The sequence below is a fragment of the Nocardioides daedukensis genome (assembly GCF_013408415.1).
GTDB lineage: Bacteria > Actinomycetota > Actinomycetes > Propionibacteriales > Nocardioidaceae > Nocardioides > Nocardioides daedukensis.
In genome coordinates this window covers 3727954-3750259 of record NZ_JACCAA010000001.1, presented here as the reverse complement: position 1 = coordinate 3750259, position 22306 = coordinate 3727954, and the positions used below count along the sequence as shown (strand labels likewise).

Genomic DNA, 22306 nt, shown 5'->3' with positions numbered 1-22306 from the left:
TCCGCGGCGTGGCTCAGGCCAGGTTCTTGCGCAGGAACGCCACGGTGCGTTCCATCGAGAGCGGCCACTGGGGACCGAAGGCGTGCTGCTCGTCCTGGTAGACGTGGTAGGTCACGTCCTTCCCCTGCGCCTCGAGGGCAGCGACGGTCTCCTCGCTCCAGGCGATCGGGCAGGAGTCATCGGCGGTGCCGTGGTGGATCATCACCGGCTCACTCACGCGGTCGAAATAGGTGCGTGCGGAGAGGCCTGACCAGAACTCCGGCTCGTCCGCCGGCTCGCCGTACTCGGAGATGATCCGCCGGGCCAACGGCGCGTTCGGGCGGCCCCACCGTTCGAAGTTGTCGACCATGTCCGAGCTCACCGGAGCGAAGACGACCGCCGCATCGACCAACCCCGGGGAGACGGTCAGCGCGTTGTAGACCACCCCGCCGCCCATCGAGCGGCCGAGCAGCGCCACCCGGTCATCGTCGACGGGCCCGTCCCAGGCGCGCAGGGCAAGCACCGCGCTGATCACGTCCTCGGTGTAACCGAGCCGCGACGACTGCTCGAACTCCGTGGACGGATCCGACTGCGCGTGCCCGCGGTAGTCCACGTGCAGGGTCACGAAACCCTCACGCGCCAAGAGGTCTTGCTCGCGGCGCAGGCCCTGGCCGTTCGCATAGACGTCCGGGTCGATGTAGCCGTGTGCCAGCACCACGGCGGGGAACGGTCCCTTGCCACGCGGCACGTTCATCAAGCCCGAGATCGTCAGGTCCCCGCTGCGATAGCTCACCCGGTGCTGGGCGTAGGCCTCGGTGGTGCCGACCTCGGCCACCCGCTTCAGGCCCTCGCCGCGGATCTCCTTGTCCATCAGTGCCGGAAGGGAGACCGGGTGCGGCGCACTCGTCGGGGTCGCGGCCACGGACGGTACGCCGTCACTCGTGCCCGGCGACGTGCTCGGCGTCGTGCTGGAGGAGGGCGCAGCATCCTGCGTGCCACCGTCTCGATCGGTGGCAGGGCTGCATCCGGCCAGCACGAGGCAGACCGACACGATGAGGGCTGCGCTACGGGTCAGCGACATGAGCACAGTGTGCTCCTTGCCTCGGCGCGGACCGCTGATCCGCACCGCTGCTGCCTCAGACGACCTGGTGCAGCCAGCGCACGGGGGCACCGTCCCCGGCGTGACGGAAGGTCTCGAGCTCGTCGTCCCACGGCTTGCCGAGGAGCTTGTCGATCTCGTTGAGCACCGTGGTCTCGCCGAGCGCGGCCTTGACGACGGCGGCCTTGAGCCGGTCCTCGGGGATCATGATGTCGCCGTGCATGCCGGTGACGGCGTGGAAGACGCCCAGCTCGGGCGTGAAGGAGTAGCGAGACCCCTCCGTGGAGACGGTCTGCTCCTCGGTGATCTCGAAGCGGAGGTGGTTCCATCCGCGCAGGGCTGAGGTCACAGCAGCAGCCGAGCCGGCGTCTCCGGTCCAGGAGAGCTCGGCCCGGTAGGTCCCCGATTGCGCAGGCTGCGGGGTCCACTCAAGGTTCACGGCAACGCCAAGGACGCCGCCCACTGCCCACTCGATGTGAGGGCACAGTGCGGACGGCGCGGAGTGGACGAAGAGAATTCCCCTCGTCACTGGGTTGCCGGTGCGCTTAGCAGTCGTGGTCACTGTGACCTCCTCATCTCAAGGCGTCGAGATACGCCTTCCCCAGCGGTATCGACTTGCAGAGATGAAGTCACACGAGTGACAGGTGTGTAGTTATGGAGTCATTGTGACCCATGTTGCCCGAGAATGCCAGTGAATCGGTGTTGTCTCAGCGCGCTCGGCGCACCGGCGTGCGCTCGAGCAACGAGCTGAGCGTCCCGAGCACCTCCTCCGCGATGCCGAGGCCGCCGAGGTGGCTCTCCCCCGAGATCGTGTGCAGCTCGGCGTCGCGGATCAGCGAGGCCGTGTGCTCGCCGTGGGCGAAGGGAATTATGTGGTCCGCGTCGCCGTGCCACCACCGGACGGGCACCGCGATGTCGGCCACCCGGAAACCCCAGTCCCGGGCGAAGAGCACGACGTCGTTGAGCGGGGCCGAGGTCTGGAAGCGCGATCCGTGCAGCAGGTCGTCGAGGAACATCGCCTTGAACTCCGGACGGCCCAGCAGGTGCTTGTCGCCGTCAGGTTGCACCGCCGCATAGAGGTCCAGGCCCGGACCGGCCAGCGGACGCACCAACCGGATCAGCTGGGTCAGCGCGACACCGAGCGGGATCCGCAACGGGGTCACCACCGGGGCCAGACGTACGGCGAGCTGGATGATCCCGCCACTGGCCGCCTCGGGTCCGACCGTCGGCGCCACCCCGCCGAGCACCCCGACCGCCTTGACCCGCTCCGGCAGGCACGCGCCTGCCGCCAACGCGTAGGGACCTCCCCCGGACAACCCGACCACGCTCATCGTCTCGATGCCGAGCGTGTTCGCAAGGACCTCCAGGTCCCCCACCCAGTCGGCGATGCAGTCATAGAGATGCGGCGTGGAAGACCCGATCCCGGGACGGTCCAGGCCGATGATCCGTACGCCGTTGGCCACGGCGTACGCCCTGGCCTCCACCGGGATCTGGCGACGTGCGCCGGGTGTGCCGTGCATCCAGATCACGGTGGCGCCGTCGCGGGCGCCGTACTCGGCGAAACCGAGCCGACGACCCTCCCGCACGGCCACGGTTCCCTCGAGGAGCGGGCGCTCGGGCATGGTCATCGTCGGTGTTCTCCTCGGTGCTGCGGGCACGGTGTCGGCCGCACCAGAAGGTGCGGGTGACCGGGTCAACCGCTGAGCCACCCCAGACGTTACGCAGTTGGTGCGAGACACCTCGTCATCCCGGGGACAAACCGGGCCAAGCGCGCCTAATGTGTCCCGCATGAGTTCGAACGCGGGGCTGCTACCCCGTGCCCTTGAGGTTGCCCCCCATCGCTGGCTGCGTTGGCTGTGGCTTCCTGTCGCCTTCGCCCTGGTGGCGATCGGGTTGTGGTGGCTCGGCCACCCGCAGGCACTGGCGACCCCGGACCGCACGGAGTCGGCGACCACCAAGGCCGGACGATCCGTCTACCTGGGTGTCACCAACGGCTCCCAGGCCGGGCGCGAGCTCACCGTCAAGGACGTGGAGATCCCGAAGGCCTCCGCACCCGGGGTGACGGCGAAGGCGTGGATCTGCAAGGGCGGCTCGATCGCGGAGACCACCGATCCGACCCGGTTCTGCACCGACGTGGTCGAGGCCGAGGGCAATGACCTGCGCCTGGGCACGGACCAGTTGATGCTCAGCGTCGAGTCCTCGAGCGCGGCCAAGGTCGAGATCGGGCGCGTCACCGTGAACTATCGCGAGGGTCTCCAGCGCGCCGAGCAACCCGTGGGCCCGACCTACGCGGTCGAGTTCATCGGCTGACCTCCCGTCCGCCGCACGGCCGGGTGCCCGGAGGCGACGGGACGCGCGCAGATAGGCTGTCCTCCGCTTGAGGGGCGGTAGCTCAGTCGGTTAGAGCAGAGGACTCATAATCCTTGGGTCGTGGGTTCGAGCCCCACCCGCCCTACTCTCGATCTCCGGCCCGTTTGGAACGCCGAGTCGGTGGCGCGCTCCGCGGGTCCTCTGGCCACGGGTGCTTGGGATATCTCCCGCGCAGGTCCGAGCGCACACCCGGGTAGCCGTTGTCCCAGAACGAGTCCAGGTCGGCGGTGACCGCCGCCGGTCGCTGGGCCGGCGACAGCAGGTGCAGCAGCAGTGGCACCCGCCCATCGGCCAGTCGGGGCACGCTGGTCCAACCGAAGACCTCCTGGAGCCGCACCGCCAGGACCGGTTGGTCTCCGGAGTAGTCGATCCGCACCTTGGACCCGGTGGGCACCTCGACCCGCTCCGGTGCGAGCTCGTCGAGCCGGCCGGCCTCGGGCCAGGGCAGGAGTCGCCGCAGGGCACCGGTCACGTCGATTCGAGCCAGGTCCTTGGCTCCGCGCACCCGGGCCAGGTCGGATCCCAGCCACGTCTCGACGTCCTCGGTCAGTGCCGAGTCCCCCACGTCCGGCCACGGGTCACCGAGTGTGCGGTGCAGGAAGTCGAGCCGTCTGCGCAGGGCCGTTGCCGACTCGGTCCAGCGCAGGACGTCCAGACCCTCCTTGGCGAGTCCGTCGCGGATCGCGGCGACGACGAGCTCGACCGGAGGGTCAGGGATCGGAGCACTGGCCAGCTCGATCGCTCCCAGCGTGGTGCTCCGCTCGGCCACGACCCGTCCCGACTCCCAGCCCACCCGGTCCTGCTCGGTCCACAGCGAGGCGGCGGCCTCCAGGGCCAGGTCCTCGGTGAGCGGTGCGGCGGAGCGGATGATCGCCTCGCGGCTGCCCTGGCGCCGGTCGGCGTCGGCGACCGCGAGCCACTCCAGGCCGGCGAGCGGGCCCGGATCCCGCGGGTCCAGGGCGGCCCCGGTCCCCGAGGCCAGCAGATAGCTCCCGGAGCTACGGCGTCGGCGCGCGATCCGATCCGGGTGGGCCAGCGCCACGATCAATCCGACGGCGACATCATCGGTGAGGCCGGTCGCAGGACTACCCGGGCTACCCGGGCCACCGGGTCCGGCCAGGGCCTCGAGCCGCTTCACCTGTGTGCGCCACGAGCCCGAACCGCGACCGCCGCGCATCGCCCGCAACGCAGCAACCAGGTCGGCTCCCGGTGCCCGCACGTCCTCGGCGAGCAGCGCCACCACTTCCGCAGCGCGTCGCGAACCGACCACGTCGGCGCCGTCGACCAGGGCTCGCGCCAATCGCGGGTCGGTGGGCACCCGGGCGATCTGTCGACCGCGCTCGGTGATCCGACCGGCGACGTCGAGGGCGCCGATCCCGGTCAACGTCTGGCGGGCGGCGGCCAGCGCAGGCACTGGCGGTTGGTCGAGCAGAGCCAGTCGGCCACTGCCCCAGCGGGCGGCCTCGAGGGCGAACGAGGTGAGGTCGGCGGTGACGATCTCCGGCTCGGGGTGCGCCGCCAGGTGGGCGTGCTCGGCCTCGGACCAGCACCGCAGTACGACGCCCGGCCCCAAGCGGCCCGCGCGCCCTGCGCGTTGCTCGGCCCCGGCCCTGCTGACCGCGACCGTGACCAACCCGGCCAGCCCCCGGCGATGGTCGGTGCGCGGCTCGCGGGAGAACCCGGCGTCCACGACGATCCGCACCCCGGGCACCGTCAGGGACGACTCGGCCACGGCCGTGGAGACCACCACTCGTCGGCCCGGTCCCTCGGTCAGTGCCCGATCCTGCTCGGCGCCCGACAGCCTGCCGTGCAGGGCGTGGACGGCCACTCCCTGCGCCGACGCTGCGCCGGCGAGACGACGTACGCACCCCTCCACCTCCGCCACCCCGGGCACGAAGACGAGCACGTCGCCCTCGTGCGTGGCCAGTGCCTCACGCACCGTCGCCGCGAGGTGGTCATGGAAGGCGGGGGTGATCCCGCGCGCGTCGGTGCGCCGCTGCCCGGGCGGCAACGGGCGCCACAGCTCGGTGACCGGATGGAGCGCGCCGGGTACGCCGATCACCGGCGCCGGCTCGTCGCCTCCGATGAGTCTGGCGAACCGATCCGCCTCCACCGTGGCGGACATCGCGACCACGCGCAGGTCGTCGCGCAGGTTGGCGCGGATGTCGAGGAGCAGAGCCAGCAGCAGGTCCGCGTCCAGGTGTCGCTCGTGCACCTCATCGAGCACGACGACGTCGGTGCCGGTGAGCGCTGGGTCAGCCTGGACACGGCGCAGCAGCAAGCCGGCGGTGACGAACTCGATCCGCGTCGCCGGTGAGGCGCGCCGCTCACCGCGCACGGCATACCCGACGAGCCCTCCCACCGGCTCCCCCAGCAGACCGGCCAGCCGGCGCGCGGCAGCACGTACGGCGAGCCGGCTCGGCTGGGTGACCACCACCCGCCCGGAGACGTCGTGCGCGACCGCGGGCGGGGCGAGCGTCGTCTTGCCGGTCCCGGGCGGAGCGTGCAGGACGGCGACCCCGCGCTCAGCCATCGCGACGGCCAGCGCGGGCAGCCCGGCGACGACCGGCAGCGCTGGCGGCTCGGCGAGCAGCCGGGCGATGGGCGAGCTGGCGGGAAGGGACACGCCTGCAGTGTGCCGGATCGGCGCACTGCTCGCGCACCGAGTGCGGGTCGTCGAGGCATGGCCAGTGCTGGGGCCGTCGGGCATGCTGGTCCCATGCCTGACGCCCCCGCCACAGTCCTGCTCACCGGAGCCTCCGGATTCGTGGGGCAGCGCCTCGCCCCAGTTCTCGTCGAGGCGGGCCACGTGGTCCGCGCGATGACCCGGAAGCCGGAGGACTACGCCGGGCCGGGCGACCCGGTGTTCGCAGACGTCACCGACCCGGATTCGTTGGAGACGGCACTCGAGGGCGTGGACGTCGCCATCTATCTGGTGCACTCCCTGGACCGGGCCGACTTCGAGGAACGTGACGCCGCTGCCGCACGCAGCTTCGGTGAGGCGGCCGCACGCAACGGCGTACGGCAGATCGTCTACCTGGGCGGCCTGGGCGCCGAGGACGAGGACCTCTCCGCCCACCTGCGCTCACGACGGGAGGTCGAGAGCCTGCTCGGCCAGGCCGGCGTGCCGGTCACTGCGCTGCGCGCCGCGATCGTGATCGGCGAGGGCGGCATCTCCTGGGAGCTGACCCGGCAGCTGGTCAAGCGGCTGCCGGCGATGGTGGTGCCCCGCTGGGTCACCACCCGGACCCAGCCCATCGCGATCGACGACGTGGTCCGTTATCTGGCCGGCGTGGTCGACCACGAGGACGCGATCGGGCGGGTCTTCGAAGTCGGCGGACCCGACGAGCTGACCTATCTCGACATGCTCCGCATCCTCGCCCGGGTGCAGGGGCGGCCACTCCCGATCGTCCCGGTCCCGTTCCTCACCCCGAGGCTTTCGTCCTACTGGCTCGCGCTGGTGACCGACGTCAACGTGATGACCGGGAGGAACCTGATCGACTCGATGGGCACGGAGGTGGTGGTCACCGACCACTCGATCCGAGACGTGGTGCCCGGGGAGCCGCTCACCTATGAGCAGGCGATCCGCAGGGCGCTCGCCGAGGACGAGTGAGGGCTGGCCCGAGAACCGGCCTCAGAAGAGGGCCGGCAGGGCATAGAGCATCGCCACCGACCAGGTGACGTGCGTGATCGCCGGTGCGAGCAGTCCTCCGGAGACCTCCCGCTGGCGACCCACGACCAGGCCGAGCAGCAGTGCGGCGAAGGCCAGCATCAGGTTGCCGGTGACCAGGGTGACCATGGCATAGGCCACCGCGGTGATCAGCACACGGTGGTGGGGCACCACGTCATACAGGGCGCCACGGAAGAACATCTCCTCCGCGACCCCGTTGACCACGGTGACGACCAGCAGGAGCAGCCCTGAACCCGCGGCGGCATAGGCCAGTACGTCGGCGACCCGGTCGGCCAGGAACCCGATCTCGCGGACGACGAGCCCGCCGACCACGAAGACCGAGGCCAGAGTGGCGCCGACGATGAGCGCCGGCAGCACCGGGCGCTCGGACCCGACCCGGCCCAGGTGCAGGGGCCCGGAGAGCCACGCACCGACCGCCCACACCATCGCCAGGGCGAGGGTCGAGGGATAGAACCAGCCGCTGCCGGGCTCGATGCGCAGGGAGATCGCCAGCAGCACTGCCCCCACCGCCGCCGTGGCAACGGTCACCCGCAGCCGGCGTCGTGGTGATGCCTGCTTCCGGATGTCCATGGAGCTCCCAAGTGGTCGGGGCCGGTCGGGTCGGAACTCTGGTGGGAACTGGGGTCAGAACGAGGCGCGGATGCTGCCCACCGGCTGGCCGCCGCCGAGCAGTGGGAACTCGCCCGTGCGCAGCACGGCGGCCCCATCCACGCCGTCTTCGGCGTCGATGCCGGAGCGACGCAGCGCCTCGGCCATCAGCACCGGGCGCACCCGCGCGGCACCGTCGTCGCACTTGAGGGCAAAGGCACGACCGTCCGGGAGCGCCACGGCATAGCAGGACTCGGCCCCCGCCTTGCCGATCGAGGCCGGGATCGCCTTGAGCAGCGCCAGCTCGTCACGCCGGGTGCCGGAGACGTTCTCGGGGTGGGTGCGGATCGCCTCCGCGATCCTGGCCTCGTCGCCCTCGGTCGCGACGGCGAGCGTTCGGAAGGCGCGGGCCAGCCCGACCAGTGAGGCAGAGAGCAGCGGCGCGCCGCAACCGTCCGTGGCCACGTATGCGACCTCCTCGCCGGTGAGCTCGGCGAACGTTCCCGCCAGGCCGACCTGGAGCGGGTGGTCGGGTGCCAGGTAGGTCGCGGTGTCCCAGCCGTTCACCACGCAGGTGGCGAGCATCGCGGCGTGCTTGCCGGAGCAGTTCATCGTGATCGGCTCCTTGCCGCCACCGGACCTGATGATCTCCTCGCGCACCTGGTCGTCGAGGGGATAGTCCGGTGGGGTCTGCAGGGCCGACTCGTCCAGTCCGGCACCGGCCAGGATGCGGCGTACGCCCTCGACGTGGAACGACTCCCCCGAGTGCGAGGCGCAGGCCAGCGCCAGCAGGTCCGGCGGCAGGTCAAGGCCGGCGCGGAGCATGCCCAGCGCCTGGATCGGCTTGTTGCAGGAGCGAGGGAAGACGGGTTCGTCGACCATGCCGACCGACCAGTCCACCTCGCCGTCCTTGTCCAGAGCGACGATCGAACCGTAGTGGTGGCCCTCCACGACTCCTGAGCGGACGATCTCGGCAACGGCGACGGGAGAGGAAGACATGTGCCTGACGTTATCCGGTCACCCCCATTGCGGCCGCACAGCGCCCGGCGGTTCGCGAATCACCGAACCCGAATCGGGTATCGAACCGTCATGGACTACGCGATGACGACCAGGACCCTCCTCGACGAGGCCACCACCGAGCTGGTCCGTGGCGGCTGGCATCCCGAGGATGTCTCCGGGGAGCTGGGCTTCGACGCGATCCGCGTCGACGAATCGGACCGCGAGCGCCTGATGACGGTCGAGAAGATCATCTTCAACCTCGATCCCGACGCCCGACGACTGGCCGCCTGATCATGAGCCGGCCGTCCGGTGATGAAGGCGACCTGGCTGCACCCAAGGGCTCTCGTGAGGAGTCCGAGGAGGAAAAGGCCTACGACCGCCTCGTCGAGGAGGGCCACGAGCGTCTCAGTCGTCCCCTACTCCCCCTGCTCGCGACCGGCCTGCTGGGCGGCATCGATGTCGGTGTGGGAGTTCTGAGCTATCTCGTGGTGTTGGCGGAGACCGACAACCATCTCCTCGCCTCGCTCGCGTTCACCATCGGTTTCGTGGCCCTGCTGATGGCCAAGAGCGAGCTGTTCACAGAGAACTTCTTGGTGCCGGTGATCTCGGTCGCTGCCAAGGTCGGGACCCTCGCGCAACTGCTGAGGCTCTGGGGGGTCACCCTGGCCGCCAACCTTGCAGGGGGCGCCGTGATGGCCGGGGTGATCGTCGTGGCGCTACCGAGCGTGCACGCGATGGCGGTGGAGTCCGGCGCCCACTACGCCGACCTCGGGGTGTCCTGGCGCTCGTTCTGCCTCGCGGTGCTCGCGGGTGCCGTGATCACGCTGATGACCCGGATGCAGCACTCGACCGAGAACATCGGCGTCCGGGTGGTGCCGACGGTGCTGATGGCATTCGTCCTGGTGGGTGCACAGTTGTTCCACGCGGTGCTCGACTCCATCCTGATGTTCGCCGGCCTGTTCACCGGCGAGGCCGACTACGACCACCTCGACCTGCTCGGGTCCTTGGGCTGGTCGACGTTCGGAAACCTCGTCGGCGGGCTCGTCCTCGTCACCGGGATCCGGCTGCTGAGGGTCCCCCACCGGGTCGCCGAGAGTCGCGAGGAAGGCCAGACCGGCTGAGGTGTCAGGGAACCGCCCGCGGGAGGCTGTTACTGCCGAAGTGGCGGTGGGTTTCGTCCGACCAGGTCAGATCGAACCGGCGGCGGAGTCAGACCAGGAGGCCGACGCTGGTCGCCACCATCACGGCTGCGGTTGCGCTGTGGACGCCGTAGGCAACGGCCTTCGGCCCGCCACTGCGAAGCACGATCACCGCATCGCCGGCGGGTATTGCTGCGAGGGTCAGCACGTACCAACCCAGCACTGACGGCGTCGCGACGAGCATCAGGACGAAGATGAAGAACCCGCACCCGATCTCGCGCAGTCCTTTGACGCGCAGCCAGGGCCAGATGCTGGGGTCGTCGGCCTGGGTCGTGGGGATGCCGAAGCCGGCGGCACCTTGAGGAGTGGTGAAGGCCCGCACGCCCATGAGTATCAGGGCCACGCCGAGCAGGCCGGCGATCACGGTGGCGCCGGTGGTGAGCATCAGCTGTCCTTTCCGTTGAGGGAATCGTCGTCGACGAAATGGTTGTCGTGGATCTCATGCAGGCGCGCGACGTCCCGCCGATCCGCGATGGCGATTTGGGCGAAGTACTCCTCGCGAGGCACGCCGGGGGTGAGGATCATCAGGATTGTGGCCGGCTGGTCGTTCACCTTGCGGAGCCCGTGCGTCGCGCCCTGCGCGGCATGCGCGAGATCGCCACGGCGCAGACTTCGCCAGACTCCTGCGTCGTAGTACTCGACCTCACCCTCCTCGATGAGGAACGTTTCGGCGAAGGTCCTGTGGAAGTGCGGTGATGGCCCTGTGCTCGAGGGCGCCATGTGCCAGCGGTAGATGCTCACGATCCCGCCGGTCTCCGCAGGACCGGCAAGCACCTCGATCTTCGATCCGCTGGCCCCCAGGGAGATCGACCGGATATCGGAAGCGCCCTGGGTCATGGCCCCGACTCTCGCTGCGACGCCGCGCGCCGTCACGGGACCAGCACGATTCGGCCGCGGATGCTGCCCTGAGCCATCGCCTGGTACGCACAGGCGACTTCGTCGAGCGGCGCGACGGCGTGGACGCGAGCCGGCAGTTCCCCCGTCGCCACCCGCGCGAGTAGTCGGGCGAGCAGTGCACCGTCGGGTCGTGCGAACACGACCTCGACGGCGATGCCGCGCTCCTCGGGAAGCCGCGCGGCAGGCTGCATGCCGATGAATCGGCCACCCTCGCGCACCGCCCGGAAGGCGTCCTCCTGCAGGGCTCCGGCGTCGGCGACGGCATCCCAAGCCTGTCCGAGATCGGTGGTGAAGTCGACGCCGAGGCCCCGGACGAACTGCTCGTCGGCTGCTCGGGCCATCCCGGTCACCTGCCAGCTGCGGTCTTTGGCGAGTGCCGCGACGTAGGCGCCCACCGCGCCGGCTGCGCCGGTCACGAGCAGTCGCCGAGCGTCGTTCGGTGGCGCACCCAGGAGGTCCACGAGCTGGGCTGCGGCGGTGGCGTTGAGCGGTACCGTCGCTGCCTCGACCAGGTCCAGGCCATCCGGTACCACGGCGACATTCGCGGCCGGGACGAGGAGATGCTCAGCGTGGGATCCGTGGTCGCGATCGAAACCGTCGATGAACCCGGCGACACGGGTGCCGCCTGGCAGTTCAACGCCGGGGCCGGTGGCCTCAACAGTGCCGGCGAAGTCCCAGCCGAGCCCGGTGTAATCCGGCTGGTCTACCAGTGCGAGCTGATGGAAGAGGCCTCCGGCCACTCCCAGGTCGACCGGGTTGATCGCCGCGGCACCGATCTTGACGCGGAGCTCACCCGGCCCCGGCTCGACCACTGGGACGTCGATGGTCTCGATCGACGCGGGCCCGGACGGCACGCGGACCACGGCCCGCCGGGACATCATCTGCTTCATTGTCATCTGCTCCTTCTTGGGGGTCATGTGGGGTGGGTTTGCCATCGCTGTCGAGCAGCACTACCGGGCAAACTCCTGGAGAATCTCCGACAAGTGGGTGGCCCTGGTGCTCGCCGCCCTCGGTGGGGACGGCCCGCGCCCCGGGGCTGCCACTTATGAATTGACCGACCTCGGTCGCTCGCTCCAGAAGGTCATGCGGGAATCAAGGACTGGGCGGAGGGGCACAGGCGGAAGCACGTACCCATCGCGACGGCTACGACCAGAGCCAAAGCGGCGCGATGTCGCCACGCTGGGTCAAGCGAGGGCGGCGACCAGCAGGACGAAGGCGCCGATGATGACAGCCACCCGGACGTAGTGCAGGTGATCCCAGCGGTTCACCTGCTCGTGCCAGTCTGTGGGCCGGGTGTCAGGGGCCCACGTCTTGCCCCGGTTGTTGATCGGGACGAGCAGCAGGATTGACATGACCACACTGAGGATCAGCAGCGCCGCGGCGGTCACGACTAGGCCAGTGCCCTCCTGAGGCCATTCAACGCCCGCCCACACCGCGACGAGGACCAGTGAGGTCAGGTACCACACCGGCATCACGGCGCCTAGCATCCGGCCTCCATGTGCGCGGCCGAGTTGGCCACTGTCCTCGGGTAGTGCGTCGAGGATCGGGTTGATGACGAAGGCGACGGAGAACTCAACCCCCACCATCACTCCCACAACCACGGTCGTGACGACCTCGAGTGCATCAAACACGGCGACCCTTTCCATCTAGCGCTGCTAGGTAATGAGGCGACGCTAGCATTTCTCCTGCTCGCCTGTCTAGCGCTGCTAGACTCTGGGTATGTCGATACAGGACCGCAAGGAGCGAGAGCGGGCTGACCGCGAACGTCTCATCGTGGCGACGGCCCGCGAGCTCGCTGAGGAGCAGGGCTGGAACGCAGTCACCACCCGCCGCTTGGCAGAGCGCATCGAATACAGCCAGCCCGTCCTCTACAGCCACTACCGCGGCAAACGAGAAATCATCGGCGCCGTCGCCCTCCAGGGCGCCGCCGAGATGGCCGCCGCAGTGCGTGCCGCAACTTCCAGCGCAAATAGTCCCCGAGAGCGGGTCACCGCCCTGGCCCGCACCTACCTCGACTTCGCCGCACGCAACCCGGCCGTCTACGACGCCATGTTCCAGCTCGACGGGGGCCTGATCTTCGCCGACGAAGACACCCCACAACCCCTCAAGGACGCCTTCGCCGCCCTGCTGGAAAGCCTGGACGGAGTCGCCGGCGACGGCGTCCACCCGGAACTGTTCACCGAGCTGTTCTGGGCGTCCCTGCACGGGCTGGCCACCCTGACCCGAGGCGGACGGCTGCCAGCGGAGGACACCGCGTCGAGGGTGGAACTGCTGGTGGACCGGCTCCCCATGGCCTGACAGCCATCCCAGCGGCTCGCGGCTCGAGTGTGGACAACGAAGTCTCAGCCTTGATGCGCGTCCGACGGAGCATCGGCCAGACCCATCCCCGTCTACGCCGAGGCTGATCATGGCGTTGCGTTGGGCGGTGAGGCCTTGTTGATCGGTCGAGCACCGGGCGTACCCGACAAGCAGCAACCTCATCAATGAGTGGCCGCGTCGCGAGTGCGCCTCGGATTCGACACCCAGGCGCGCCGACCACTCGGACACCCCTCAGCGGGGCCTTGGGCACCGATACATAGCCGATGCACGGACAAGAAAAACGGCCCGCGATCTGCGTTTCCACAGGTCACGGGCCGTTTCTGAGTGCTCCCCCGGTTGGACTCGAACCAACAACCCTCCGGTTAACAGCCGAATGCTCTGCCAGTTGAGCTACAGGGGATCGCTAGGCAGCCTGGGAAGAATAGCAAGGACGTCGCAGGCTTGCGAAATCAGCCCGGTGCTCAGCGCAGTCCGGTCTCCTCGAGCGCCTTGGCCAGACCGAGGTCGGCGAGACGACGTACCTCCGGATCGTCGGGATCCACGCCCTCGTCGAACTCATAGACCCACGTCAGCGCACGGTTGCCACCCGGCGCACGGCGAGCGATCACCTTCACGCCGCGGCGACCGCGGATCGGGACGTGACGTTGCAACACGACACTGGCTGTGACCCGCTCGCGAACCAGTTCGAGCAGCCGGCCGGGCTCGGCAAGGGTGAGCTCGTGGACCGGCCGGGCCGCACCCCAGGTGCCAACCTCGACGACGCTCAGCTGGCCCTTGTCGTTGTCCCAGTCGGCCTTCTCGACCTGTTCCCACGGGATCCGAACCAGGCCGTCACCGGACGAGACGTAGAACGCATCCCGGGTGCCCACGACGACGGCACCCGACTCTGCCACGCATCCGGCCAGGGCCTTCTCCCCCGCAGCCAACGGCACGACGCGGACCTCGACGGGCAGTGTGTGACGTTGCCATCTCATCCTTGGGGCCCCATCGCCTTCTCGCGCAGGGTACGACGCTGCTGCTCCAGGGTCACCAGCTCGCCGAAGAGTCGTTGGTGCTCGGTTGCCTGCTCGGTCGGACTGGTGCGCTGCAGCCGGCTCTTCAGATCCGCGATGCGTCGCAGCACGGTGAGCTCCTGGAGCCGGTAGACGTGTGCGTGCACATAGGCGGTGTCCGGCTCCTTGTGCGCGAGCAGCGGCTCAACGCTGAGCGCGCTGAGCGCCGAGGAGACGGCCGGGTCGACGGCGGAGTCGCGCAGCCTGACGGCCCATCCGGTGCCTGCCGACTCGGGCCCACCGGAGGCGGCGATGATCTCCCAGACCCCGCGGTAGGTGGGGTGGGTGAAGTCCTCGGGCCGCACGTCCTTGGCCGAGCGGACCACGACCTCGGGGTGGTGCAGGACCAGCTTGAGCGTCTCGCGCTCGAGCGCGAACCGGGGGTCGCGAAGGTTGGGAAGCGGGGGCGCCGCGGGTCGCTCCTCACCCAGCGTCTGGTTCCCACCCGATCCCTGCTCCGCACCGGGACGCTGTGGGGCACTGCTCGTGGTGGGCCTGGCCGGCCGGGAGAGGGCGCGGCGGACCTCGCGTCGGGCGTCGTCGGGGTCGACGCCGATGGACGTGGCCACCTCGCGGGTGAAGGCCTCGACCTTCGACTTGTCGCGGACGCTGGCCACCAGGGCTGCTGCCTCGCGCAGCGCGTCGACGCGCGAGTCCGCGCGGTCCAGGTCATAGCGACCGACGATGTTCTCGAGCACGAAGCGATAGAGCGGGACTCGGCCGTCGACGAGCTCGCGGACCGCGTCGTCGCCGCTCTTGAGCCGTAGGTCGCAGGGGTCCATGCCGTCCGGTGCGACCGCGACGTAGGTCTGGGAGGAGAAGTTCTGGTCGCTGCGGAACACCTTCATCGCTGCGTTCTGGCCGGCGGCATCACCGTCGAAGGTGAAGATCACCTCGCCGCGCATCCGGTCGTCGTCGACGAGGAAGCGGCGCAGCACGCGCGCGTGGTCGTCGCCGAACGCGGTGCCGCAGGTGGCCACGGCGCTGCCGACGCCGGCCAGGTGGCAGGCCATCACGTCGGTATAGCCCTCGACGATCACCGCTCGTCCGCTGTCCCGGATCTCCTTGCGGGCAAGGTCGATGCCGTAGAGCACGTGCGACTTCTTGTAGATCGGTGTCTCGGAGGTGTTGAGATATTTCGCGTCGATCCGGTCGTCGTCGAAGATCCGGCGCGCACCGAAGCCGATGGTGTCACCGGACGCGTCCCGGATCGGCCACATCAGGCGCCCGCGGAAGCGGTCATAGAGGCCGCGGCCCCGTCCGACCAGGCCGGCGATCACCAGCTCGTCCTCGCTGAACCCCTTCTGCTTCAGGTGGCCGAGCAGGTCCTCGCCACCGCGCGGGGAGAAACCGACCCCGAAGGTGGCGGCCGCGTCACGGTCGAAACCACGGGCGTCGAGGAACTGACGGGCCACGACGGCGTCGGGCCCGCCCAGCGCGTCGGCGTAGTACTCCTGGGCGTACTTGTGCGCGTCGACCAGCCGGCTGCGCTGCGGACCACGCGGCTTCTGCGGAACGTCGCCGTCCTCACGCCGCAGCTGTACGCCGTACTTGTCGGCCAGGCGCTCGACGGACTCGGCGAAGGAGATGCCGTCGATCTTCATCAGGAAGGTCAGGACGTCGCCGCCCTCCTGGCACCCGAAGCAGTGGAAGTAGCCGCGGGCCGGGGTGACGTGGAAGGACGGCGACTTCTCGTCGTGGAACGGGCACAGGCCCTTCATCGAGCCGCTGCCGGCGTTGCGCAGGGTCACATAGGAGGAGACGACGTCGTCGATGCGCGCCTTCTCGCGGACCTCCGCGATGTCCTCGTCCCTGATCCGTCCGGCCACGTGGCGGAGTCTACGACCCGCTGCCGACTCGCGCAGCGTAGGTCACTGCGGCGCTGTGGACGGCGCGGACGTAGTCGTCGGAGTGGTTGTAGCTGAAGATCGCCCGGCCCCAGTCGTCGGAGTCGAGACGGTGCCCGTCCGCGCACAGATAGCGGCCGGCCGCATAGGCGGCGTCATCGATGTCGTTGGGGTCGCTGGACCCGTCCCCGTCACCGTCGGCGGCCCACTTCGACCAGGTGGAGGGGATGAACTGGAGCGGCCCGACCGCGTGGTCCCAGGTGGCGTCGCCGTGCCAGGTCGTCGACTCGGGCGTCGATCGGATCGCGGCGAAGCCGGGGCGTCCGTCGAGGGCGGGCCCCAGGATCGGGCTGCTGGAGCGGCCGTCGCTGCCCAGGCGCCGTCCGCCGATGGTGCCGTGGCCCGACTCGATGCTCCCGATGCCGGCCAGGGTGGTCCATCCCAGGCGGCACCCGGGTTGCTCCTCCCCCAGCCGCAGCGTGGCGTGGCCGTAGGCACGCACTGCGGCTTCGGGCAACCCGGTGCTGGTGGCGACCTTGCGCACCCAGGCCGGGTCGACGAGGCTCGCGCGGATGCCGTCGGTCCCCGGTGTCCCGGCGCGCACCCGCCCGGCGGTGGGCGGGGCGTCGTACTGCGGTTGGCTGGTGGCCACGACGGGATCCTGGAACGGCCCGCCCTGCTTGCTGATCGCCGCAGTCGCCGCGATCAGCGCGATGCCGAGCGCGGCCAGGAGGGCGACGTAGAGGCCGGCCGAGCGCGTGGGACTCACTTGGCCCGCCCGTTGCCGGTGGCCAGGGTGAGCCGCCGGTGCCAGGTCAGCGCCGAGGAGTCGGTGAGGGAGGCGATCTGGTCGATCACGACCCGCAGCCTGGCCGCGTCGTCGGGGGCGGCGGCGTGGTCGGCGGCGAAGGCGGCGTCAAGGTGCTCGGGCCGGGCGCTGAGCGCCTCGACCAGCTCCTCGATGATCTCGCGCTGCACCGCCATCACCTCGCGGCGCTCGTCGGAGAGCATCACGTAGTGCGCGGCCACGCCCTTGAGCACCGCGATCTCGTCGCTGGTCGTCCTGGGCACGACCAGGTCGGCGTTGTAACGCACGAACGCATCCGTCGAGTACGACTCCACCATCGCTGCCTGGACGGACCCGCAGAAGCGGCCGATCAGGTCGCTGGTCATGTTCTTCAGCGCGGCCAGGGAGCGACGGCTGCCGTCGTACGCCGCCACCGGCCAGCTCCCCATCGCCTGCATCCGCGAGAGTGCCTCGTCGAGCTCGGTGTCCGTGGCGTCGGGGAGGTACCAGGAGCGGATCGTCGCCCAGACCGCCCGGCGCTCCTGGTCCTCGGCCAGGATGCCCAGGTCGATCCGGTCGGCGACGACCCCGTCCTCGATGTCGTGGACCGAGTAGGCGACGTCGTCGGCGAGGTCCATCACCTGGGCCTCGACGCAGCGTCGGCGTCCCTCGACCCCGCTGCGCATCCATTCGAAGACCGGCAGGTCGTCGTCATAGACGCCGAACTTGGTGCCCGGTGCGTCGCGCTGCCAGGGATATTTCGTGCACGCGTCGAGGGTGGCCCGGGTCAGGTTGAGGCCGACCGAGTCTCCGGCCTCGTCGAACGTCTTCGACTCCAGGCGGGCGAGCAGTCGCAGGGTCTGTGCGTTGCCCTCGAAGCCGCCGCAGGCCTGGCTGACCCGGTCGAGCACCTGCTCGCCGTTGTGGCCGAACGGCGGGTGGCCCAGGTCGTGGGCCAGGGCGGCCGTCTCGGTGATGTCCGGGTGGCAGCCCAGTGCCCGGGCCAGGTCCCTGGCGATCTGGGCGACCTCGAGCGAGTGGGTCAGCCGGTTGCGCACGAAGTCGTCGCTCTGCGGACCGACCACCTGGGTCTTGGCGGCCAGTCTGCGCGAGGCGGCAGCATGGACCACCCGGGCGCGGTCCCGCTCGAAAGCGGTGCGCACGGGTGCGTCGACGCGCTTGGGAGGCTCGGGCACGATCCGCTCGCGGTCGTGCTCCGTGTAGAGATCACTCATGGTTGCCATGAGGTTATCCGAGGCGGCCAGCCGGGCCGGAGCCGACAGAGCGAGTCTCACGTCGCGGGCCCGCTGAGGGGCCGGGGAGTGATCGGTCAGGTGTAGTTCGGGGCCAACTTCGTGGCCAGCGCGATCAGGTCAGCCTTGCCCGCCTTCATGCCGGCCGGAACGGACACGGCGACCTTGAGGTCGGGCGCGGCGAGGAAGGACAGGGACAATCCGTCCACGCCACCGGTGTAGTAGGCAAAGGTGCCCAGGTCGGGGACTTCCTCACCTCCGAACATCTCCATGTCGTCACGCATCGTTTGCTCGGCATCTTTGATCCCCGTCGCGGACACGCTCACCGCCACGTCGGGTGTGGCCCAGCCACAGCTGAGGCCGTAGTCGCCTTCACGCCCGCGGCGAATGGTCGCCTCGCCGCCGAGCACGGCGTCCGCTTCAGCGTCCGCGGCACTGCACGCGTCGAGCGTCCGCTCCGGCGCGGGTGGGACCAGCTTCGGCACCACCGGCGCGGCCAGCTCCAGTGCCTTCGCCAGCGCGGCGGGGTCGGCGCCGTGAGAGGGGAAGTTGACCATGATCGCGCGGTCCCCCACCTTTGCGACGGCGGTGTTGAGGTAGGTGAAGCCGTCCTCGCCCACGGCGAGGTCCTCGATCTTCGTGTAGCGACCGTTCGTTTCCTGCTGGTGCTTGCGAATCGCCGCCCAGCGCGCCTCGTCGACCGTCTCGATGCTCCAGGAGTAGGTCATACCGATGCCGGCGCCCTTGGACTCCCCCACCATGAAGGTGCACGAGTCGAAGGACGGCAGGCCCATCGAATAGGTCCCGGTCGTGACGCCGAACGCGCCTCCGCGCCCGAACAGCTCGGCAACGGCCTGCCCGTCGATCTCCTCGCAGAGGCTCAGCGGCCCCTGTGGTTCTTCTGCCATCGGGCTCGACTCGCTCGACTTCGGCGCCGGCTCACCGCCGGAGTCGTTCCCGCACCCGGCTACGAGCACGAGGGTGGTGGCTGCGGCAAGACTTGCGAGGATCCGCTTCACGCGAACCATCCGAGAGGTCGGTGGACCGCGCGAGAACGGTCCGGGAGAACACGATCTTCACACAACCCGGTCCCCCGGCCTCGGATCAACCTCCGGCGGAAAAGTTTCTGCACAACGAGCCAGGGCCGGGGACGAGGCGGTTTCGCCCGGTCCCCGGCCCTGGCCGAGTCATGTCCGGTCTCAGTAGACCGTCACGTGCACGTGGTCGAAGTGGTTGGCGGTGGCGGACCCACGGTCCTCCATCGAGCGCCAGCCCTCGCCGCCGCGGTCGACCGACCAGATCTTCTGGGAGTAGATCGCATATTCGACACCGAGCGCGCTGGCGTTAGCCCGGACATATTCCGCGACCTGCCATCCCGCGTCTCCGCTGATCATGATGTCGACCGCGCGACCCTCGGAGTGCTCGCCGTCGCCGCGGAAGGTGCCATAGGTGGAGATCTCGGGGAACCGGGCGCACACGGCCTGGTGGACCTTGACCACGCCGGGTGCCACCCCGCTGGGCACGGACGAGCCGTTGGTGCAGCTGCCACCGGTGCCGCTGGCTGCCTCGGCGTCGTCGGTTGCGGTCTTCTTCTTCGCGACCGGCTTCTTGTCCGCGAGGAACTCGGCAGTCACCCAGCGTGACTCGTCCTCGACCACGATCTCGGCGCGTCCGTTGCGCTCACGACCGGTCGCCACCACGGCCTTGCCCTTCTTGAGGAGGCCGACGTTCTTCGCCTTCTCGGTCGGACCGTCCCAGAGGTTCAGGTCTTCCAGCGCCCACTGCTTGTCGTCCGCGCCGGCCACGGCCTTGCGGGTCTGGGCTGCTTCGGCGCGGGCTGCGTAGGTCGCACCGTCGAGCTTGACCTCGACCTTCGGGCGTCGCGAGGACGACCGGGAGACCGGCTTCTTGCGCTGGGGTGTCGTCTCCGGGATGCCGTGGTCGATCGAGGCGGTGAAGGACTGGTCGTTCGCGACGACGTCCTTCAGTTCCGGGGAGGATGTGGCGACACCGACACTCACTGCGGCAACGGTCGCGAAGGCTGCGATCGGGGCAGCGATCTTGATGGCGTTGCGCCTGGAGAGGAACGGGGTGGGGCGGGCATTGGTGTCCCGCTTGTGGCTGGAGTTCGCCACAGCGCTGATCCTTTGCTGTCGAAGACATGGTCAGGTGCCGACCGGATCGCGGCTGGCACAGTCACCGAGTGAAACACATGAAGATTGAACATTCAGCATCAGGTCGTGCTGAATGGGACATTCCGGGCGCATCTCAGCGGGGCGCTGTGGCCGGACTCACCCGGATCACCCCCCGGATGCGGCCGCGATGTCCTCTTCGATCGCAGCGCCGGCACCGTCGGAGTCGTCCAGCCAACCCTCGGGGAGTACGACGTGCTTGCGCGGCGCACCCTGGCGCCCGCGCGGCGTACCCAGCTCGGCGGCCGGGAACGGCTCGGCCGGGTCCAGCTCGGCCAACAGTGTGTCGAGCGTGGCCAGTGAGTCGACCAGGGCAAGGGAGTGGCGCAGCGGTCCGCCGGCACGGAAGCCCTTGAGGTACCACGACACGTGCTTGCGGAACTCCTTGCAGCCGCGCTCCTCGCCCATGTGCCGCGACAGCAGCTCGGCGTGGCGGCGCATCATCGCGGCCACCTCGCCCAGGCTGGGCAGCGTGGCCACGGTCTCGCCGGCGAAGGCCGCAGCCAGGTCGCGGAAGAGCCAGGGGCGGCCCAGGCAGCCACGGCCGACGACCACGCCTGCGACACCGGTCTCCTCGACCATCCGCAGCGCGTCGGCGGCCTCCCAGATGTCCCCGTTGCCCAGCACCGGGATGTCGACGTGCTGGACGAGCTCGGCAATCGAGTCCCAGTCGGCGACGCCGGAATAGGCCTGCTGGACGGTGCGTCCGTGCAGTGCGATCGCGGCGACGCCGGAGTCCTGCGCGATCCGACCGGCGTCGAGGAAGGTCAGGTGGTCGTCGTCGATGCCCTTGCGGGTCTTCATCGTCACCGGTACGCCGTACGGCTCGGCGGCCTTGACCGCTCGGTCCAGGATCTCGGCGAGCAGGCCCCGCTTCCACGGCAGCGCACCGCCGCCGCCCTTGCGGGTCACCTTGGGGACCGGGCAGCCGAAGTTGAGGTCGACGTGGGCGACGCCGTAGTCGTTGCAGAGGATCTCGGTGGCCTTGCCGACGAAGGCCGGGTCGGTGCCGTAGAGCTGGACGCTGCGGACTGTCTCGGCCTCGTCGAAGGTGAGCATCGACATGGTCATCGCGTCCCCCTCGACCAGGCCGCGGGAGGTGATCATCTCGCAGACGAAGAGGCCGTCCGCGCCCTGATCCCCCATCTGCTCCAGGCAGAGTCGTCGATAGGCCGCGTTCGTGATGCCCGCCATCGGCGCGAGGACCACGGGGGTCTCGACGCGGAGGTTTCCGAGCTGCAGGGCCATGCGCACATTGTCCGACGGGGTGCGGGGTGCGCCCAAATCAGTGCTTCAGTCCGTCTTCGAGGCCGAGGGGCTCGGGGAGCCGCTGGCCTTCTTGTCCTTCTTCTGCTGCTCCTTCTTGGCCTTCTTCTCCGCTTTCTTCTCCGCGGCGCGCTTCTTCTTCTCCGCGACCGGGTCGACGACCTTGCCGGTCCAGTCGATCTGCTCCTTGTCGTTGTGGAGCAGAGCGATGCTGCGCAAGGTGGTGCCCTCGGGTGCGAGGAAGACCAGGCAGAGCTTCGCCGTGGCGCCGGGTCCGAACTTCTGCGGCAGGGCACTTGGTGCACACTTCTTGAAGTGCGGGATCTCGACCGCGGGATAGAGCGTCGAGCCGTCGTTGTCCAGATAGATCGGCAGCGTCTTGCCGCGCAGGTCGCTCTCACCGACGTTCTTCACGTCAACGGTGACGAAGTACGGCGTCGAGGCCATCATCGCCTCGGTCAGTTGATAGCCGGCGAACTCCTTCACCTGTGCCTTGCGGACCTCCTCGACGGTTGCCTCGACCTCGGCGAACTTCTTCGCGAGGACGGGACCCTGTTGCCACTTGAAGGTCGCCTTCTCACCGAACGCCAGGTCAAGGCCCGGCACGGTGAAGCCGTCGACGACGGTGGGCGCGGCAGAGGGCGACTTCTTTCCGTCCGCCTTGTCCTTGTCGTCACCACTGCACCCGGCCAACGCCCCGGTCAGGACAAGGGCGGTGGAGACGACGAAGGGGATCAGACGCAGACGGGGAGCGGCACTCATGGCGTC

The 22306-nt window shown here is 69.5% G+C and carries 23 protein-coding genes and 2 tRNA genes; 6 read left to right on the top strand and 19 right to left on the bottom strand.

The genetic code is table 11. The features are described from left to right. Positions 1-13: 13 nt before the first annotated feature. The 3 genes from BJ980_RS18335 to BJ980_RS18325 all read right to left on the bottom strand — a co-directional run bounded on the left by BJ980_RS18335 (position 14) and on the right by BJ980_RS18325 (position 2706). The gene (locus tag BJ980_RS18335; RefSeq protein ID WP_179503618.1) at positions 14-1060 is read right to left on the bottom strand and encodes an alpha/beta hydrolase family protein; all 1047 of its coding nucleotides are present in this window, start codon (positions 1058-1060) and stop codon (positions 14-16) included. A gap of 55 nt (positions 1061-1115) precedes the next feature. Continuing rightward, positions 1116-1640, bottom strand: a complete 525-nt coding sequence (locus BJ980_RS18330; protein ID WP_425490346.1) for a DUF3145 domain-containing protein — start codon at positions 1638-1640, stop codon at positions 1116-1118. A 145-nt stretch (positions 1641-1785) separates the two neighbouring features. After that, positions 1786-2706 (bottom strand): alpha/beta fold hydrolase, encoded by a 921-nt coding sequence (locus tag BJ980_RS18325; protein ID WP_179503617.1) that lies wholly within the window; start codon positions 2704-2706, stop codon positions 1786-1788. A 160-nt stretch (positions 2707-2866) separates the two neighbouring features. On the opposite strand from BJ980_RS18325, the gene BJ980_RS18320 reads away from it, so the two are divergent. Together BJ980_RS18320 and BJ980_RS18315 are read left to right on the top strand one after the other, a co-directional pair. After that, entirely contained in the window at positions 2867-3388 is a 522-nt protein-coding gene (locus BJ980_RS18320) for a hypothetical protein (RefSeq protein ID WP_179503616.1), read from the top strand. 71 nt (positions 3389-3459) lie between these two features. After that, a tRNA-Ile gene (locus tag BJ980_RS18315) sits at positions 3460-3533 on the top strand. On the opposite strand, the gene hrpB is transcribed toward BJ980_RS18315, so the two are convergent. Next, positions 3531-6074 (bottom strand): ATP-dependent helicase HrpB, encoded by a 2544-nt coding sequence (gene hrpB / locus BJ980_RS18310; RefSeq protein ID WP_343047884.1) that lies wholly within the window; start codon positions 6072-6074, stop codon positions 3531-3533. The genes BJ980_RS18315 and hrpB overlap by 3 nt on opposite strands. Positions 6075-6167: 93 nt before the next feature. On the opposite strand from hrpB, the gene BJ980_RS18305 reads away from it, so the two are divergent. Continuing rightward, positions 6168-7061 (top strand): NAD(P)H-binding protein, encoded by an 894-nt coding sequence (locus BJ980_RS18305; RefSeq protein WP_246280005.1) that lies wholly within the window; start codon positions 6168-6170, stop codon positions 7059-7061. Between the two features lie 21 nt (positions 7062-7082). On the opposite strand, the gene BJ980_RS18300 is transcribed toward BJ980_RS18305, so the two are convergent. After that, entirely contained in the window at positions 7083-7709 is a 627-nt protein-coding gene (locus BJ980_RS18300) for a CPBP family glutamic-type intramembrane protease (protein ID WP_179503613.1), read from the bottom strand. A gap of 54 nt (positions 7710-7763) precedes the next feature. Further along, the gene (locus tag BJ980_RS18295) at positions 7764-8726 is read right to left on the bottom strand and encodes an asparaginase (protein WP_179503612.1); all 963 of its coding nucleotides are present in this window, start codon (positions 8724-8726) and stop codon (positions 7764-7766) included. A gap of 102 nt (positions 8727-8828) precedes the next feature. On the opposite strand from BJ980_RS18295, the gene BJ980_RS18290 reads away from it, so the two are divergent. Both BJ980_RS18290 and BJ980_RS18285 read left to right on the top strand, forming a co-directional pair. After that, positions 8829-9017 (top strand): hypothetical protein, encoded by a 189-nt coding sequence (locus BJ980_RS18290; RefSeq protein WP_179503611.1) that lies wholly within the window; start codon positions 8829-8831, stop codon positions 9015-9017. A 2-nt stretch (positions 9018-9019) separates the two neighbouring features. Then, positions 9020-9847, top strand: coding sequence for a formate/nitrite transporter family protein (locus tag BJ980_RS18285; protein ID WP_179503610.1), 828 nt, complete (start codon positions 9020-9022; stop codon positions 9845-9847). Positions 9848-9935: 88 nt separating this feature from the next. Here BJ980_RS18285 and BJ980_RS18280 read toward each other — a convergent pair whose 3' ends face one another. From BJ980_RS18280 to BJ980_RS18265, 4 genes are all read right to left on the bottom strand, one after another. Next, positions 9936-10310 (bottom strand): DUF4267 domain-containing protein, encoded by a 375-nt coding sequence (locus BJ980_RS18280; RefSeq protein WP_179503609.1) that lies wholly within the window; start codon positions 10308-10310, stop codon positions 9936-9938. Next, the gene (locus tag BJ980_RS18275) at positions 10310-10762 is read right to left on the bottom strand and encodes a cupin domain-containing protein (RefSeq protein ID WP_179503608.1); all 453 of its coding nucleotides are present in this window, start codon (positions 10760-10762) and stop codon (positions 10310-10312) included. Before BJ980_RS18275 ends, BJ980_RS18280 begins: the two co-directional genes overlap by 1 nt. Positions 10763-10794: 32 nt before the next feature. Further along, on the bottom strand, positions 10795-11739 hold the full coding sequence (locus tag BJ980_RS18270; RefSeq protein WP_246280004.1) for an NADP-dependent oxidoreductase: 945 nt from the start codon (positions 11737-11739) through the stop codon (positions 10795-10797). Positions 11740-12006: 267 nt separating this feature from the next. Beyond that, positions 12007-12453 (bottom strand): anthrone oxygenase family protein, encoded by a 447-nt coding sequence (locus tag BJ980_RS18265; protein ID WP_179503607.1) that lies wholly within the window; start codon positions 12451-12453, stop codon positions 12007-12009. An 88-nt stretch (positions 12454-12541) separates the two neighbouring features. On the opposite strand from BJ980_RS18265, the gene BJ980_RS18260 reads away from it, so the two are divergent. Continuing rightward, positions 12542-13120 carry a TetR/AcrR family transcriptional regulator gene (locus BJ980_RS18260; protein ID WP_179503606.1) on the top strand — a complete coding sequence of 193 codons (579 nt, stop codon included), beginning with the start codon at positions 12542-12544 and terminating at the stop codon, positions 13118-13120. 348 nt (positions 13121-13468) lie between these two features. Here the strand turns inward: BJ980_RS18260 and BJ980_RS18255 are convergent. The 9 genes from BJ980_RS18255 to BJ980_RS18215 all read right to left on the bottom strand — a co-directional run bounded on the left by BJ980_RS18255 (position 13469) and on the right by BJ980_RS18215 (position 22300). Further along, positions 13469-13541: transfer RNA gene (locus tag BJ980_RS18255), tRNA-Asn, on the bottom strand. 61 nt (positions 13542-13602) lie between these two features. Further along, entirely contained in the window at positions 13603-14115 is a 513-nt protein-coding gene (locus BJ980_RS18250) for a hypothetical protein (RefSeq protein WP_218855571.1), read from the bottom strand. After that, positions 14112-16022 (bottom strand): DNA primase, encoded by a 1911-nt coding sequence (gene dnaG / locus BJ980_RS18245; RefSeq protein ID WP_179503605.1) that lies wholly within the window; start codon positions 16020-16022, stop codon positions 14112-14114. The genes BJ980_RS18250 and dnaG overlap by 4 nt, the downstream gene beginning before the upstream one ends. Positions 16023-16032: 10 nt before the next feature. Then, positions 16033-16809, bottom strand: a complete 777-nt coding sequence (locus BJ980_RS18240) for a lytic transglycosylase domain-containing protein (protein WP_343047882.1) — start codon at positions 16807-16809, stop codon at positions 16033-16035. Continuing rightward, positions 16806-18062, bottom strand: a complete 1257-nt coding sequence (locus BJ980_RS18235) for a deoxyguanosinetriphosphate triphosphohydrolase (protein ID WP_179503604.1) — start codon at positions 18060-18062, stop codon at positions 16806-16808. The genes BJ980_RS18240 and BJ980_RS18235 overlap by 4 nt, the downstream gene beginning before the upstream one ends. A gap of 95 nt (positions 18063-18157) precedes the next feature. Continuing rightward, positions 18158-19099: an LptM family lipoprotein gene (locus tag BJ980_RS18230; protein WP_179503603.1), complete on the bottom strand. Its 942-nt coding sequence runs from the start codon at positions 19097-19099 to the stop codon at positions 18158-18160. Between the two features lie 180 nt (positions 19100-19279). After that, positions 19280-20215, bottom strand: a complete 936-nt coding sequence (locus tag BJ980_RS18225) for a VldE C-terminal domain-containing protein (RefSeq protein ID WP_179503602.1) — start codon at positions 20213-20215, stop codon at positions 19280-19282. Positions 20216-20380: 165 nt separating this feature from the next. Continuing rightward, positions 20381-21520 (bottom strand): tRNA dihydrouridine synthase DusB, encoded by a 1140-nt coding sequence (dusB, locus tag BJ980_RS18220; RefSeq protein WP_179503601.1) that lies wholly within the window; start codon positions 21518-21520, stop codon positions 20381-20383. A gap of 45 nt (positions 21521-21565) precedes the next feature. Further along, positions 21566-22300, bottom strand: a complete 735-nt coding sequence (locus BJ980_RS18215; protein ID WP_179503600.1) for a hypothetical protein — start codon at positions 22298-22300, stop codon at positions 21566-21568. Between the last annotated feature and the right edge of the window lie 6 nt (positions 22301-22306).